Origin of the sequence: Photorhabdus sp. CRCIA-P01 (assembly GCF_003545805.1) — a bacterium.
GTDB classification, from domain to species: domain Bacteria; phylum Pseudomonadota; class Gammaproteobacteria; order Enterobacterales; family Enterobacteriaceae; genus Photorhabdus; species Photorhabdus antumapuensis.
This window is the reverse complement of record NZ_NMQR01000044.1, coordinates 1-14,965: the sequence shown is the minus strand read 5'-3', so window position 1 is coordinate 14,965 and position 14,965 is coordinate 1. Positions and strand designations below refer to the sequence as shown.

The 14,965-nt window shown below is 40.0% G+C and carries 17 protein-coding genes and 5 pseudogenes; 11 read left to right on the top strand and 11 right to left on the bottom strand.

Annotated elements, in window-relative coordinates; all coding sequences use genetic code 11:
* Window positions 1–34: 34 nt before the first annotated feature.
* Window positions 35–246 (bottom strand): annotated as a pseudogene (locus tag D3222_RS26185) (IS701 family transposase); the annotation flags it as partial.
* 121 nt (window positions 247–367) lie between these two features.
* On the opposite strand from D3222_RS26185, the pseudogene D3222_RS19410 reads away from it, so the two are divergent.
* The 4 genes and pseudogenes from D3222_RS19410 to D3222_RS19395 form a co-directional block, all read left to right on the top strand.
* A pseudogene (locus tag D3222_RS19410) lies at window positions 368–1,114 on the top strand (IS701 family transposase); the annotation flags it as partial.
* Window positions 1,115–1,215: 101 nt separating this feature from the next.
* Window positions 1,216–1,533, top strand: coding sequence for a type II toxin-antitoxin system RelE/ParE family toxin (locus D3222_RS19405; protein WP_118987606.1), 318 nt, complete (start codon window positions 1,216–1,218; stop codon window positions 1,531–1,533).
* Window positions 1,534–1,535: 2 nt separating this feature from the next.
* Window positions 1,536–1,847, top strand: a complete 312-nt coding sequence (locus D3222_RS19400; protein ID WP_021324288.1) for an addiction module antidote protein — start codon at window positions 1,536–1,538, stop codon at window positions 1,845–1,847.
* A 411-nt stretch (window positions 1,848–2,258) separates the two neighbouring features.
* Window positions 2,259–2,513 carry a hypothetical protein gene (locus D3222_RS19395; protein WP_118987605.1) on the top strand — a complete coding sequence of 85 codons (255 nt, stop codon included), beginning with the start codon at window positions 2,259–2,261 and terminating at the stop codon, window positions 2,511–2,513.
* Between the two features lie 30 nt (window positions 2,514–2,543).
* On the opposite strand, the gene D3222_RS19390 is transcribed toward D3222_RS19395, so the two are convergent.
* The 3 genes and pseudogenes from D3222_RS19390 to D3222_RS19385 form a co-directional block, all read right to left on the bottom strand.
* Window positions 2,544–3,179, bottom strand: coding sequence for a hypothetical protein (locus tag D3222_RS19390; protein WP_255417045.1), 636 nt, complete (start codon window positions 3,177–3,179; stop codon window positions 2,544–2,546).
* Window positions 3,168–3,335 (bottom strand): annotated as a pseudogene (locus D3222_RS26490) (beta-ketoacyl synthase N-terminal-like domain-containing protein); the annotation flags it as partial. The pseudogene D3222_RS26490 and the gene D3222_RS19390, both read right to left, overlap by 12 nt.
* A 277-nt stretch (window positions 3,336–3,612) precedes the next feature.
* The gene (locus D3222_RS19385; RefSeq protein WP_118987604.1) at window positions 3,613–4,362 is read right to left on the bottom strand and encodes an SDR family NAD(P)-dependent oxidoreductase; all 750 of its coding nucleotides are present in this window, start codon (window positions 4,360–4,362) and stop codon (window positions 3,613–3,615) included.
* A gap of 55 nt (window positions 4,363–4,417) precedes the next feature.
* Between D3222_RS19385 and D3222_RS19380 the strand changes: the two are divergent.
* Both D3222_RS19380 and accA read left to right on the top strand, forming a co-directional pair.
* Window positions 4,418–4,810, top strand: a pseudogene (locus tag D3222_RS19380) (IS630 family transposase); the annotation flags it as partial.
* A gap of 205 nt (window positions 4,811–5,015) precedes the next feature.
* Window positions 5,016–5,975, top strand: a complete 960-nt coding sequence (accA, locus tag D3222_RS19375; RefSeq protein WP_118987603.1) for an acetyl-CoA carboxylase carboxyl transferase subunit alpha — start codon at window positions 5,016–5,018, stop codon at window positions 5,973–5,975.
* Between the two features lie 25 nt (window positions 5,976–6,000).
* On the opposite strand, the pseudogene D3222_RS19370 reads toward accA, so the two are convergent.
* The 3 genes and pseudogenes from D3222_RS19370 to D3222_RS19360 all read right to left on the bottom strand — a co-directional run.
* Window positions 6,001–6,243 (bottom strand): annotated as a pseudogene (locus D3222_RS19370) (ISKra4 family transposase); the annotation flags it as partial.
* 403 nt (window positions 6,244–6,646) lie between these two features.
* The gene (locus D3222_RS19365) at window positions 6,647–6,883 is read right to left on the bottom strand and encodes a helix-turn-helix domain-containing protein (RefSeq protein WP_118987602.1); all 237 of its coding nucleotides are present in this window, start codon (window positions 6,881–6,883) and stop codon (window positions 6,647–6,649) included.
* Window positions 6,884–7,164: 281 nt separating this feature from the next.
* Entirely contained in the window at window positions 7,165–7,389 is a 225-nt protein-coding gene (locus D3222_RS19360) for a hypothetical protein (protein ID WP_118987601.1), read from the bottom strand.
* A 182-nt stretch (window positions 7,390–7,571) separates the two neighbouring features.
* On the opposite strand from D3222_RS19360, the gene D3222_RS19355 reads away from it, so the two are divergent.
* Together D3222_RS19355 and D3222_RS19350 are read left to right on the top strand one after the other, a co-directional pair.
* On the top strand, window positions 7,572–8,825 hold the full coding sequence (locus D3222_RS19355) for a Tm-1-like ATP-binding domain-containing protein (protein ID WP_118987600.1): 1,254 nt from the start codon (window positions 7,572–7,574) through the stop codon (window positions 8,823–8,825).
* On the top strand, window positions 8,809–9,639 hold the full coding sequence (locus tag D3222_RS19350; RefSeq protein WP_118987599.1) for a phosphoenolpyruvate hydrolase family protein: 831 nt from the start codon (window positions 8,809–8,811) through the stop codon (window positions 9,637–9,639). The genes D3222_RS19355 and D3222_RS19350 overlap by 17 nt, the downstream gene beginning before the upstream one ends.
* Window positions 9,640–10,082: 443 nt before the next feature.
* On the opposite strand, the gene D3222_RS19345 is transcribed toward D3222_RS19350, so the two are convergent.
* Both D3222_RS19345 and D3222_RS19340 read right to left on the bottom strand, forming a co-directional pair.
* Window positions 10,083–10,445 carry a hypothetical protein gene (locus D3222_RS19345; RefSeq protein ID WP_198672873.1) on the bottom strand — a complete coding sequence of 121 codons (363 nt, stop codon included), beginning with the start codon at window positions 10,443–10,445 and terminating at the stop codon, window positions 10,083–10,085.
* Window positions 10,446–10,699: 254 nt separating this feature from the next.
* Window positions 10,700–10,924, bottom strand: a complete 225-nt coding sequence (locus D3222_RS19340; protein WP_265513141.1) for a helix-turn-helix domain-containing protein — start codon at window positions 10,922–10,924, stop codon at window positions 10,700–10,702.
* A 236-nt stretch (window positions 10,925–11,160) separates the two neighbouring features.
* Between D3222_RS19340 and D3222_RS19335 the strand changes: the two genes are divergently transcribed.
* Window positions 11,161–11,739 (top strand): hypothetical protein, encoded by a 579-nt coding sequence (locus D3222_RS19335; protein WP_088374597.1) that lies wholly within the window; start codon window positions 11,161–11,163, stop codon window positions 11,737–11,739.
* 260 nt (window positions 11,740–11,999) lie between these two features.
* Here the strand turns inward: D3222_RS19335 and D3222_RS25150 are convergent, their stop codons facing one another.
* Window positions 12,000–12,146, bottom strand: coding sequence for a hypothetical protein (locus D3222_RS25150; RefSeq protein ID WP_152964021.1), 147 nt, complete (start codon window positions 12,144–12,146; stop codon window positions 12,000–12,002).
* A gap of 519 nt (window positions 12,147–12,665) precedes the next feature.
* On the opposite strand from D3222_RS25150, the gene D3222_RS19330 reads away from it, so the two are divergent.
* Window positions 12,666–13,679 carry an Abi family protein gene (locus D3222_RS19330; RefSeq protein WP_157975371.1) on the top strand — a complete coding sequence of 338 codons (1,014 nt, stop codon included), beginning with the start codon at window positions 12,666–12,668 and terminating at the stop codon, window positions 13,677–13,679.
* A gap of 876 nt (window positions 13,680–14,555) precedes the next feature.
* Entirely contained in the window at window positions 14,556–14,693 is a 138-nt protein-coding gene (locus tag D3222_RS25145) for a hypothetical protein (protein ID WP_157975370.1), read from the top strand.
* A 1-nt stretch (window position 14,694) separates the two neighbouring features.
* On the opposite strand, the gene D3222_RS19325 is transcribed toward D3222_RS25145, so the two are convergent.
* Window positions 14,695–14,965, bottom strand: a 271-nt coding sequence (locus tag D3222_RS19325) for an ISAs1 family transposase (protein ID WP_118985137.1), incomplete at its 5' end; no start/stop codon positions are given.

Sequence of the window (14,965 nt, the reverse complement as noted above, 5' to 3'; positions counted from 1 at the left end):
GTCTCCCGTTTTTTCCATTAATTTGGACAGCAGTTTACGCAGTTCCACCACGCTGAGGGCTACCAGCTCCGCCGGCGTTTTTCTCTCCCCTATTCGCAAAACCGCCAGCACCGCATGAGCCAGTAGCGATAAGGTAATGTGCCGATACCAGCTATGCCATTGCCGCACTTCATAATGATCCAGGCCGCATTCTCCCTTCGTTTCCTCAAAACCACATTCAATTTCCCAGCGACGACCTGCCACCTGAGCCAGGGTTTTCAGATCAGCCTGTTCTCTGCGCGCATACATCACATAGTACTACAGTCGTACGCTCCATTGTGGATGATAACCCCTGACATTTTTTCCTGAAAAGAGGGGGCGGTGTTCAATGCACTTACCTACTAACGCTTGGGAACAGGAACTGCTCTCACTCCATACCCGATTGGCTCCCTTGTTTCACCACCCCGGCCCACAACAACGCAGCCTTGCCTATCTCCGGGGACTACTTAGTGACGTTGAGCGTAAAAATGGCTGGCAACTGATAGGCGAACGTACACCTGATGGGGTTCAGCATCTGCTGGAGCGCGCCCGCTGGGATGTCGATGTCGCCCGCGATATTTTGCGTGACTACGTGATGGAACATTTGGATGATGAACACGGGGTGCTCATTGTGGATGAAACCGGCTTTATCAAAAAAGGCACGCATTCCACTGGAGTACAACGTCAATACAGTGGCACCGCCGGACGTGTCGAAAACAGTCAGATAGGCGTCTTTCTTTGTTATGCCGGTCAGGGCGGCCATGCCTTTATTGACCGGGCGTTATACCTGCCCAAACCCTGGACGGATGACCGGCCCCGCTGTGAAGCCGCGGGCATTCCTGGTTCAGTCACCTTTGCCACCAAACCCCAACTCGCCCAGCAGATGCTGGAACGCGCATTAGAGGCCGGTGTTCCCTGCCGCTGGGTGACGGCAGATGCCGTTTATGGTCAAGACCGTCGCCTGCGCTGCTGGCTGAAGTCCCGATATCAACCGTTTGTGCTGGCGATCCCCAAAAATGAACCGTTGTGGTGGCAAGGGCCGACCACTGTCAGAGCGGACAACATTGTGGAGAGCCTGACGCCTCAGCAATTTCAAATGCAGTGCCTGTAAGCATATGAGTAACCCGATAACCCCATTATTCGTACCGAAAGATGCTACATTGACAGATTCGTAGCTTTAAAGATACAATAATTTATATGAACACGATCAAACATTATCTTACCTCCGATAACCGGGACTTGTATATGGAGTTCCTGAAAGGTATTCGTGATCCTATAGCGAAATCGAAAATCTCGTCACGGGTTAACCGAATGGCTACTGGAAATTTTGGTGATAATAAACCTTGTCGAGAGGGTGTCTGGGAGCTTCGCATAGATCAGGAGCCTGGCTACAGAGTGTATTACAGCTTAGTTGGTCGTGAGGTGGTGTTACTGTTAGTTGGGGGCGATAAACGAACCCAAGACGCTGATATAGATCAAGCGATTGAATGTCTGAAGGACTATTTGAAGAGGTGATTATGGCTAAAGCACGTTTACATGATGATGCAATGGTGCAGCTTCTCCGTGAAGATCCTGAGTTTGCTCAGCATTATCTGCATCAGGCATTTGTTGATATGGATGAAGAAGGCGGGCAGGAAGCATTTCTTATGGCATTACGCCATGTTGTAGAAGCACGAGGAGGAATGGCACAGATTGCAGATAAGGCAGGTGTTTCACGCGAGACTCTGTACCGAACGCTGTCGCCTAAAGGCAATCCGACTTTGAAAACTTTGCGTAATGTCGTTGCAGCAACAGGATTTCAATTCTCTCATATCGCATTAATGGCTTAATTCTGCCAGATAATTATAACCGTCAAGCCTGTGATTAACGACGGTTTTCAACCCACATCAGCCTTATATTAGGCCGAACGGGAAAAACGGTTAGTCAATGCCTCACAAAAGCGCAGCTATATTTATACAATTAGTTTAAACAATAAATTAGCTTCTTAACGTGGTTTCTGAGACGATCCCAAACAGAAACATCTACCCCTAGAGCATAAAAATCTGTGGGGCAATCGTTTAAATGCTTTCCGCATCAGAATTAATGAGCTAGCCGGAGTACGGTTGATGGTTCTACATTAGCTATAGCAGCATAAGCACCAATGTAGTGCCCCACACAATTTCATGCTCCCACAATGGCATTCGGTTAAGGAAATAACGATGTGATAAAATAGGGTTTAAATGAGCAAAGGGGAATGGATCATGGATTTATATCAACGCCTAAACAAAACCTTTTTTAATTCATGTTCGACGATTGATAAATTGTGGCAAAAAAGAAAAAGAACAATAAATACAAAATTGATTGTCTTATTCCTCATGAAAATTATTTCAGGAAAAAATAATCATGGGCATGCTTATATTATCAATGAAATATGGGATGACTGCGTTCGTAAAAATATACCTCTACCTCAGTGCAGTCCTGTTTCAGCCTCTTCTTACAAGAATAGTAGAGAATAATAAAATAAGGTGTATCACAATTATGAAAAGTTATTTAATCCTACACTTTTCCCCAAAAACACTTCCTTCGGGTTTTATTATTTTTTTAAATTCACCATCATTAGAGCTCGCTTTTATTATAGGTATAGCTGTTTTCTCATATTTAACCTCTCGATTACAACTGTTTTTAGTTACGATTAGTGCACTATTACTTCCACCAAAGCCAAAACTATTTGCCAATATAGTCTTAATTTTCTGGCTAGGGTAGTTTTTGTAATTAAGATTTATAGGGCTACAATCTTCTCTGAGTTTTAATACATTATTATTTTCTGGTGTAATACCGGCGTCTAGAAGAGACAAAACACTGATGAGTTCTATAATTCCCGAAGCTCCTAATGTATGACCGTAAAAAGGTTTCATTACACTCACTGGAATATCGTTACCAAACAGCTTCTCGTAAGCTTGCGATTCTGGTATATCGTTTGCGCTTGTGCCTGTAGCATGGGCAGAAATTAAATCTATATCTTTTCTGCTAAGATCAGCGGCCAATAGAGCTGCATCAATGGCCTGTATGGCTCCTGCCCCATTTGGCTCTGGTGATGTTTCATGATAAGCGTCACTTGACGCACCATATCCCGTTACTAACCATTTACTACTATTTTCGTCATTATTTCTTGCTAGTATCAAAATACCTGCACCTTCACCTAAATTTATCCCTTTAAGTTCTGAAAAAGGTGTACATCTTCCTTCATTTAATGCGCTCAAACTATTAAATCCAGCCAATACCGGCAGATCAATACAGTCACAACCTCCACAAATTACTAAGTCAGCTTTATTAGAGTTTAGTAAATCAGTAGCAAATTAGGAACAGGTGGGGTATACAATCCCATACCAGCAATAATAATTGAATTTTTCATTAACTTACCTTATTAGCAGGGTGGGATCTCACATTTTTTATATGATTATTATGTATAAAAACAACCCTCTGACAGCACAATAAATACGCAACTGAGATGTCAAAACCTATCAATAAAACATATTGAATGTGAGAAATTATCAATATCTGCGAAATGGATAATTTTTACGCAAAGTAGAATCCCGCTCTGACCTTATTAGATACTTAACAGAACTTTCCACCATCAACATGGAGCACTTGACCAGTCATGTAATTACAATTTTCATCACATAGTAATTTAACTATTGAGCTGACATCTTCCACGTTTCCTACACGACTTATAGCTGAAGCACGTAATACATGCTCATAGATACTTTTTGGAATATCATGTGTCATATCGGTATCAATATATCCGGGGGCAATAACATTCACAATGATATTGTATTTTGATAAAACTCTTGCGCATAACCTTGTGAATCCATTGATGCCTCCTTTGGAGCTACTATATGCTACTTGACCCGCATTGCCGCAAAGCGATGTATTTGAGGATATGTTTATCATTCTTCCCATATTGTTGCTAGATGTGGCGTTTTTCAAGGATGGGACAGAAGCTAAAGTCATGTTTATAACCCCTTGAAGGTTAGTATATAAAACGTCTTTATTCTCTGCATCATTACAACTGACAAATTGTTTACTCAAAGTTATACCTACATTGTTTACAAGTATATTTATTGAACACTGTTTTTTTTCAATTTCCTCAACTATTGATTTGCACATGTGGAAATCTTTAATATCTAGCATATGGATAGAAGATGATATGTTTCTTTCATCTAAGTAATGTTTAACTTCTTCTGCCTTATATGAATTTCTTGTATATGTTAGAGCTACATGGGTGTTTTCGGATGATAGTTTCATGCACATTTCTTTACCGATCCCTCTGCCGCCACCGGTAATGAGTACTACTTTCTTAGACATAGTCTACAACTCCATTTCCTAGCCGTATCGTAGCCCCACTTAAGATTCATTACCACTGAAGCAGGAAGCCGGAGAAAATGAGCCCATCCTGTTCATTGATGGTGTCCATCCCACGCAGGGGACGAAACTCGCTTATGGCTGGATGCGCAAAGGCCAGAAAACCGCAGTGAAAACAACGGGAAGTCATACCCATCTGAACCTGATGGGCGCCCTGAATCTGGCCGATATCAGTAAAACGGGGGTACGCGAGTATGACCGTATCGACAGTTATCACATCGCGGAGTTCTTCATTGCCATCCGTGAAACCTATCCAGTCAGTCAGAAGGTTCATATTATCCTTGACGGAGCCAGTTACCATCGGAGTGAGTGGGTGAAAGACTGGGCTTATGTGATGAATATCGATCTTCATGACTTACCGCCATACAGCCCGAATCTGAACCCGATAGATCTGTATACCTATACGAGAACATAAAATCCATGGTCACCAAGATAAAACAACGCGATGGTTATAGACTTATAATCACGAACTCCCTAACATGGGATTAGGGGGAATAACTCCTATTCAAAAATTGACGCTGTCACAAAACAAAAATTCTACTGCTAATAACCTCCATTAAAAATGGGATGGTTACCATGTTCATGTTAAGGATTCTATGTCTACTCATTTTCTCGCATTTGAAAAACCAATTGTCGAATTGAATGAAAAAATCGACGCCTTAGTGACCTTTAAAGAAAATAGCCATCTGTCGGATATTAAGATCGACGAGGAAATCAAATTACTTGAGAAGAAATGTCTTTCATTAACGAAAACCATTTTTTCTCAACTTGGCGCTTGGGAAATCGTCCAACTTGCCAGACACCCCATGAGACCTTACACCCTCGACTATGTTTCTTTGATCTTTACTGAGTTTCAAGAGCTAGCGGGTGATCGAGCATTTGCAGATGATAAAGCTCTTGTTGGCGGTTTAGCTCGTCTTGATGGTCAACCTGTAATGGTAATCGGGCAGCAAAAAGGCCGTACCACGAAAGAAAAAGTGATGCGCAACTTTGGCATGCCTTCTCCCGAAGGTTATCGCAAAGCATTACGCTTAATGAAAATGGCCGAGCGTTTCCATATACCAGTGGTGACTTTTATTGATTCCGCGGGCGCTTATCCAGGTATTGGTGCTGAGGAGCGGGGACAAGCCGAAGCGATTGCACGAAACATTATGGAAATGTCTTGCTTAAAAACGCCAATCGTCTGTGTGATCACAGGAGAAGGTTGCTCTGGTGGTGCGTTAGCGATAGGGGTTGGCGATCGCATTAATATGTTGGAATACAGTACCTATGCAGCAATCTCACCGGAAGGTTGCGCATCTATTCTTTGGAAAGATGCACAAAAAGCTCAGGTTGCCGCTGAAGTGATGGGAATGACGGCGAAACGACTCAAAGAGCTTGGTATTATCGATGCTATTATCCCAGAGCCACTTGGTGGTGCTCATCGTGATTATCTGATCGCGGGTGAAAATTTAAAACAACAGCTACTCGCCGATTTGTCAGCATTGAAAAAGCTCGATATTGAAACATTACTGGCGGAACGCTACCAAAAAATTATGGCCATTGGCTATTGTTAAGGAAAACATAAAAGAGTCAGGGCACTTATGCGGCAACCACCCCTGTCAAATTATGATCCGTTTCTTCACATAATTTTATGCCCGGATACCAATGCTCGAATCGGGCTTTTAAATCATCATTGAGTACCGCTGTGTATGTCTGGAGTTAGTCATGCACACCTTGTTGGCTCCATTGCATCTGCTGCTTTTTCACCATGCGTTTAGCGATGACTTCATTGATCGTCGATTCAACAAATGAAGAAGAAATCGGCTCACCATATCGGTACAGCTACCGACCTTGATTAAGCGATATAAATAAAGGTTCACAGGTAGCGCTTAAATTATATTTATAATTTTCTCATATAAATTTTTAAAAGAGTTTTAGCCAACCCTGGAATTAATAACATCAACATCTTTTTCCTCATTATACGCGACAAGAGTACGATAAACTTCTTGATTTACATCACACGCCAATGTAATAAGACCTGATAAGGGTTATGAACATTCTTTAGCGGCTTTTTCAAGGATCACCTCATATAAATAAGTTGCCAGACCTGATATATGCATAGCTTAATCTAATGAAACCTGTTTTTTTATAGTGCCCCCTCTAAATACACAAAAATCATAGTGGATTTAAATTAGGATTGGATAGCATATCGACTATTATCATTAGTTCTGTTATTCAAATAATTTCACTTAATTAGATCCTCATTCTTATTAAAATATCGACTGGGCCAAATTTCTGAAGGATATACTCCTAATCTGTCCGCAATAATCCTCTCCCCTTTAGGCCACCGACGCATTAATGCATTAGATAGTGTCGATGGACTCAGGCCCGATTCCCTTGATAATGCGGTAAGTGTTGTACCTCGTTTACGCAATGCAGCAATAATATCTGCCGGATGCCAGTCATTTTGAGTCGTTATCATCTCTGTTTACTTCCCCTAATTGATTTATGATGGCTATTCAAATAGGATGCATGAATCAGTGTTCATTTCCGGCGAGCAAAACTAAAACCTCTCCCGCCAGAACCACCATGAAAAGGCGAATAATAGACACATAGGAAAAAATTTCTTACCAATGTCCATGAACACAGAACCATAATCCCTAGTTATTTATCAAATTACTATTACTAAAAAACGTCCTTGTTCATTAATGACCATTACTATTGCAAGTCATGTTTTACATTATTACCCTGTGAAAATAATTTTCATTTTAATTCCAAAAAATTTTTCACTTTATTATGAGATAAGCTGGGATTATTGGTGAATTTTAAGGACAAGACTAAAGCTGAGCATCCTTGTTCAAAATAAACAATGTCTTTATGTCCTGAACTACATGAACGTCCAATCCCAAAGATATCGGCTAATTCCGATGGTTTCATCAATGGATCTCGCCTGAGCTGTTTTAAAATTTCTTTCTGATTATCTGGCATATCAAATCATTAAAATCCTTATTCTTACATGGATATTTTTATTTCATTGATGATCAACAGTAAAGACAGTTTTTTATTTCTATTTTAATTGGAATAATGATAAAAAATAACTTGCATGTTGTAAAATATTACAATAGGTTTACATTTGTCTTTGAATAGGTATGCCACATGGAATAAACACTATGACGCGATTTGTGGTTGTCGTTGGCACAGCAGACACAAAACTGGACGAGCTGGTCTGGTTGAAACGTTGTTTACACCTCGCAGGAGTGGATTCAATCATCATTGATGTGTCTACATCAACTCCCAGGAAAAATCATCAAAATAATCAGAATAAAAAGATAGATATTCATTCACTTCAGGTGGCTGAGTATCATCCCGCTGGCGCTGACTCCGTTTTTTGTGGCGTGCGGAATAAAGCGATAACAGCGATGTCCGTCGCTCTCACGAATTTCCTGAACAGTTCAATCGACGATATCGCGGGGGTGATTGGTATTGGCGGCTCAGGCGGAACAGCGCTGATTACTCCGGCTATGCAAAGCCTGCCGATCGGTTTGCCTAAAATCATGGTATCCACTATGGCGTCAGGGAATGTCTCAGCCTACGTTAGGGCCAGCGATATTGCCATGCTTTATACGGTAACCGATCTCAACGGACTAAACCGTATTTCTCGTTCAGTCTTGTCTAATGCTGCAAATATGATGGCGGGCTCCGTCAATTATTTTACGCCCCTGGCTGATATGAATAAGCCCGCTTTAGGGCTGACGATGTTTGGTATGACGACTCCGTGCATTAATCAGCTCACTGCTGAGTTAAATACTCAATACGATTGCCTGGCTTTTCATGCTACCGGCAATGGTGGAACAAGCATGGAGAAATTGGTTAAGGACGGCGAATTAGTGTGTGTTTTGGATATTACATTAACAGAAATTGCCGATCTGTTATTTGGGGGGGTTTTGGGTTGTCCTGACACACGTTTAGACGTCATTGCAAAAAAAAGCACTCCGTGGATCGGCAGTACTGGTGCTTTGGACATGGTTAACTTTGGTGCAAAGGACACGGTTCCAGAACGCTACAGCAATAGGCTATTTGTCGAGCATAATTCTCAGGTGACATTGATGCGCACCACACCTGAAGAAAACTATCAGCTTGGTATCTGGATAGGGAACAAACTTAATAAGTGTAATGGACCTATTCGATTCATTATTCCGGAAGGCGGATTCTCTGCGCTAGATTGCCCTGAACAACCTTTTTATTTACCTGCATCAACACAGGCTTTCTGTCATGGACTAAAAAAAACAATAAAACAAACAGAACTGCGAAAAGTTATAAAAACACCTTTTCACATAAATTCACCACAATTTTGTGCTCTTGTAATACAACAATTCAAGGAAATCGTACAACACCAGGGAATTTCTTATGAAGAAAAAATATAATCAAATTATTGAAACTATAAAACAAAAAGTCGAACGTAACGAAACTATTATTGGAGCGGGTGCAGGCACGGGTCTTTCGGCGCGTTGCGAGGAAGCAGGAGGGGCAGACCTCATTATCGTATATAATTCTGGACGCTTCAGAATGGCTGGCAGAGGATCATTGGCCGGATTAATGCCATACGGTAATGCAAACGAAATTGTCAGAGAAATGGGTAATGAAATATTGCCGATAGTTAAGGAAACACCTGTATTGGCGGGTGTCTGTGGTACTGATCCATTCTGTAATTTATCTCTTTTCCTGGATGAACTGAAGGCACAAGGTTTTGCTGGTATTCAGAACTTCCCAACAGTAGGGCTTATTGATGGAAAGTTCAGAAAAAACCTGGAAGAAACAGGCATGGGCTATGCACTGGAGGTGAAGCTAATCCGCCTGGCTCATGAAAAGGGAATGATTACTACTCCTTATGTTTTCAATGCAAAAGAGGCTGAAGCCATGGCACAAGCAGGTGCTGATATCATCGTCGTACATCTGGGATTAACCACTGGCGGGGATATTAGTGCTAATACATCATATGATCTGAAATCTTGTATACCAATCATTAATACTTGTGCTTCGGCAGCTAAAACTATTCGAAATGACATTATTACTTTGTGTCACGGTGGCCCACTTTCGGAACCGGAAGATGTAGCCTATATTTTAGCTCATTGCCCCGATTGTCATGGATTCTATGGCGCCAGTGCAATGGAGCGTTTGCCAACAGAACAAGCCATCAAATACACTATCCAAAAATTTAAAGAAATTAATCGGGGTTAGTGAGAATTATACTTAAGCTATGTGGAAACTGAGTACTACAACCGTAATATCGGTTACGTTATGATGACGCATTGTTTTCTTTTTCTCAAAATACGGGAAGATGCCCAATATGCCATCCCCAGCCAACACATGCCTGTATGACTCCCTTATTTCATCCTGCCAGTCCGCAACAACTCAGTCTCGCTTGTCTCCGGGGCTTACTCAGCGATGTTAATGAAAAAATGGTTGTCAATTGGCTGGACAGAAGCCCCACACCAGATGGCATTCAATACCTTATTTAGCGTGCTGATGCCACTGTAACGACATCCTGATGCCGGTTCGGGCGGCGGAAAGGGGAAAAATCGCCCCGACGAGTATCAACAATATCGAATATCCTGTCGGCGATAGTTTATGCCTTTAAACCGGAAAACCATCCAAAAATTTTCCGGTTTCATTTGATAAGGCTATTTTATCTCGTTTTCCAAAGTCCTACGATGATATTCACCATTTGCTTTTTCATGAATGGTAAAAAGCATCGGTAATAGAGAACTCAGCGCCGATAGGCTATGCCCGAGCTGACACAAACTCTCTGGAGTAAATTCATGGATATTATTACTGGCAAACGACAACATTGAGTCACTAAGAAAAGTTACACCATGACAAATACCCATAGTATTTTCTTTAGATGATTCAATTAGCTGACACAGTACAGTATCGCTAACACATGAGAGATCCAGTGACGCAATCGCATCCGACATGCCAGACCATAGGATATTCACATCAGATATCTCACTGTCGTCGGGAGTATCAGGGATACTACTGTGCATAATATTGCTTCTCAATTGGTTTACAAAAAATTAAAACCAAAGAAAAGTCTGTGAGCAAAGTGTGTACTTCGGTTTCTACATTAGATTGAGCGTTAAATGTATAACACTTTGAGTATGAGGATATGTTACTATTCATATTAGCCATACATTAGTTCCTGTAATGTTGTGGTTAGACGCTCTGATTGTGTTGTAGCACTTTCAGAGCGTTGTTTTTATGGTTCCTACAACTGTCACCATATTCTTTCTCTTGGAGATCAATATCTCTTCCTTCTTTTCTGGTAACGGGAAGGCCAGATTTCATCAGGCTTCTGTCCTAATGCATTTGCAATGATTGTTTCACCTTTGTGCCAGGGACGCTGTAAAGCATTGGATAATGTTGACGATGCTAGTCCAGCTTCCCGAGAAACGGCAGCCAATGACGTTCCTTTCTTTTTTAACGCAGCGATAATATCTGCCGAATGCCAATCTTTTTTCTCCACAAGAATTCTCCAATAAGATATATTTCGCGCTACATACGATTGTGGTGGCACGTTTTACTTCAATTTGTATTTCAATTACCCTAGAAGGTTGTCAGTGCAAGCTATCCCTATTTATAGGATTACTTGTACTAGAGTATAGTATAGATCTAAATTGAGACCTTGAAAAGAAAATATTAACTCAATTGAGAAAATCTCATTTATTAATTTCAGGAAATTTGTTTTTTTCAGGTGGTTATATGGTTAAAAAGAGAAAGGAAGCACAGCATAATATGGACTCTTTTGAGCAAGACCAAAAAGAAACCTTCAAGGATAGGCTTCTTTATCTTATTGGAGACCGTAGTGTAAGAACTGCAGCTAAAGAATGGGGATTATCGTATTCAACACTGAACAACTACATCATAAGGGACTCAATCCCTGCTCTCAATGTAGCTCAATCAATCTGCGATATTGAAGGTGTCACCCTAGATTGGCTTGCAACTGGTGATCATCAGTCACAACCTAATAATCAAACCACAACCATTCATGAACAACTAAAAAGCTCAACGGAAAGAAGCACAGCATGGCAATCTATTTTAGATTCATTGGAAGATAGGGATGTGGATGCATTAATAAAATTAATTCATCGTAAAGGTATAGAAGGGATACTTGCTGAACCGCCTAAAACCAAAACATCTACAATTGAAGATACCATCAATGAATTGCCTATTAGAAAAACCCTCAAACAAGCAATAAAGATAGCTTTAGCTGGGAATGAATCAACAGATAAAGAAATCTTGCTTTACATTACTACACTGATAAGTCAAGAAAAAAATTAAACACAGTCAATTAGCGATCATAATAGTGTAGAGTTAAACACAAGGTACAGAATGCCGATACCTTTCAATTCTCACTTAGCCAAACTGGATAACCAAGTAAACATACAGCACATTAAGAAGCAACACGGAGAAGTAAGTGTGTAGGTTCAATTGGGTAGAACACCCGAAGAGTAATTGCAAACCAGGTAAACCAACCTAAAAACTCACCAACACTCAAAAGGGAAATCATTGACAAAGCTTTATCAATTTAACGAAGTAAATCAGCGCTCAACGATAACAGAACGCTTTGTCAACATACCTGTACGTTCAGCCAGATCAAAAGCCGCCTTAGCCCGACGCATACCTTCAATTTTGCGCTCTTTTACAGACATTTGCTTAAGTTCAGAAACTTGGCGTTTTGATTGCATAACCTTCTCCTATCATCACTTAGTACTACAGCTATAAAAATAAAAATCTGTGTTTTTCTGATGTTCACGATGCTGAGAAACCGCATGACTTAAAGCTTTCCTAATGAATATACCTTCTGTTGAGACAAAGATGTACAATTATAGTACTAACAAATGCCAGCATATTAGGCTTGCGTATACTTATTTTTGCCTTTTTAATTAAAAAAGGCGAGAAAACCCCTGTTGATTTCTCAACAAGGGTTTATCCCAAATATTTTTCGGCATCAGCAGCATGATTTCCATCATCTGTGACCCTAGCACGTTACTGGCGGCAATAGCCGCAACCAGCAGACAGAATGCTACAGCAACAAACAGATAGCGTCAAGCATCCCGCAACTAAAACAGCAGCCCTGTTATAAATCACAAAGAATGGAAAAGAAACAAGTGAAAAGTATAGGTGAAATATCACAATCATTATTATATTATTTTAAATCATGTAAGAAAAGGATATAAATTACAATGACAGTCCAAAGTGTTCTAATGTCAATATCAGAAAGACGTATATCAACTTACAAAAGAGGTTTTAACACAGAAAATGAAGCTGAATGTTTAGGACTCTATATATGGAATAAAAGGCTCTGCGCCACTTTTTTTCCTGTATTACAACTTTTAGAAGTTTCGTTAAGAAACAGTTTATACTATGGTCACTTAGCATATCAACGGCAAAAACTTATAGATAGCGGGCTTCCCCCTGCCGCTGCTGAAATGGCAATAGACAGAAACTGGATTCAACATTTCTATTTAAATACGAAAGATAACAAATTTATAAAAAGCCGTGAGGCAGTGGAAAATGCTCTTTCTTCTATCCAAGAAGAAAAAAGAGAAGTAACACCGGATGAATTAATTGCAAAGCTTACATTTGGTGTATGGAGTAACATTTGCTCCAATCATCATAAATCTGATAAACAGGGGTCCCTTAAAATATGGCCAGAAATGATAGATTTTGCATTCCCAGGTGAAAAAGTGACTTTCAAGCATATAACCAACGACATAAAAAAACTTAATTCTCTTCGTAATAGAATCGCTCATCATGAGCCTATATGGCATAATAATAAAAGTTTCTCAGTTGAAGGTCATATTAATACAGTACTCAATAGTTTTAAGATGTGCTTGAACTTAATTAAATATATTAACCCGTCTAATCTCAAAACAATTGTTATTATGGAAAGTATAGAGCAAATAACACAACTGTGTAAAAAGGAAACTATTGAGAGATTCAAACAGGCAGCCAAAGATTTTGATCAAGTACATCCAGTAGATATAGAGGTTTGGTATAATACAAACATTGCAGAGACAAGACTGGATGGTGTAATTGTAAAGGTTGAAGGTAAAGTGGTTTCAATAAAAGCATTTAAACATCCGAGTAATCTATTTGTTCTCGATGCTCACGGAAATCATGAAAAGAATTTACCTCACGAAATAGGTATCAACGTGAATTTCGAGCCAGACAATACAAGTGGCACATGGGTTGCAAAAAATGTTAGAAGAAAATAACAACGGCTTTTTAAAGCTAAGTAAAGAGGTGGAAATATACTAACAAACTTTATATTTTACATCTAACTAAAGTAGCTAGGCTGGTCATGTTTTTGCCGCATGCAGAAGAAACGCTTGCCGCAGCTTGGCTACATGATACATATATAGAAATACTGACGATTCTAGTAATAATAATGGTGATAACAGGATTCTCCAGAAGAATAATATCTAGGACAGCCCCATGATCTATTATACTCATCTAAATCAGTACAATAAGCAAAGATTATAAAATTAACTGACCTCATTGATAATACTTATTCGACTGTAAACTATGTTCCTAAGTTCGTACTAGTATATTCAGTTGAGAAGTCTAGATTATTTAAAGACGAGGACTTTATTTTAAATAACAATAACAAAAAATCCTTATCAAAACTATTAACAAACTTTCTTGTTATAATTTCAAGCTTATAGAATGCTACAACAAGCTGAGTGAAAAATGTAATAAAGGTTCTCCTGTTAAATTAAATACCTCTTGTTTCCTACAAACATGCCAGACAAAAATACTGACATGTGTCCCAGATAGTTTCGCAAAGAAATACTCTTTCCGATGCATCAACCCGCCAGAAGGTTAAAAATATGACTACTTACCTTTATTCGTTAAAAAAGCGTTATACACAGTTACACCGCTGATGTTGGTTCGCCAACCCCGCTCACCAACTGCTTTCATTCACCCGACCCTTTGATGGGGTCAGGTGAATGAGCTTTATCAGCCGTGCAAATGTGCATAACACACAACTCGTTTTACAATTCATACCATAGACGCCGCTTAAATTTTTGGCTAACCTAATAGAAAATAATACTATTTGTCTGAACATCACCTCAACAAAAGGCTATCCAATGATTAATCATCATGACAAACAACGTATAATACGTGCTCAAGCTAGGGGAGTAAAAGCCGCTAACATTTACCGCAACTTATGCCAGCGTTTACGTACCTGGGATTCACATCAGGGCGGGATTCCACTTTGTATTTAATTTAATCAAAGAGAAGCTGGCTACGAAATTCTCCTGACCAAGTCGCTCTTCGACGTTTCGCTGCTTGACTATCTTTTATACTCGTATTTTGTTTAATCACATTTAATGCTATTCGATTAAAAAGAGCCATTTGTGCTGCACCATCAGGATCTTTAAGCGAGATAGCATCTTCCCGAAAGATGACGTCTAAAACCCAGTGTAGCTCATTTTCCACTGACCAATGCTTTCTTATTGCCGTGGCAGCCCGCTCCACATCTAAAGGCAACGAACTC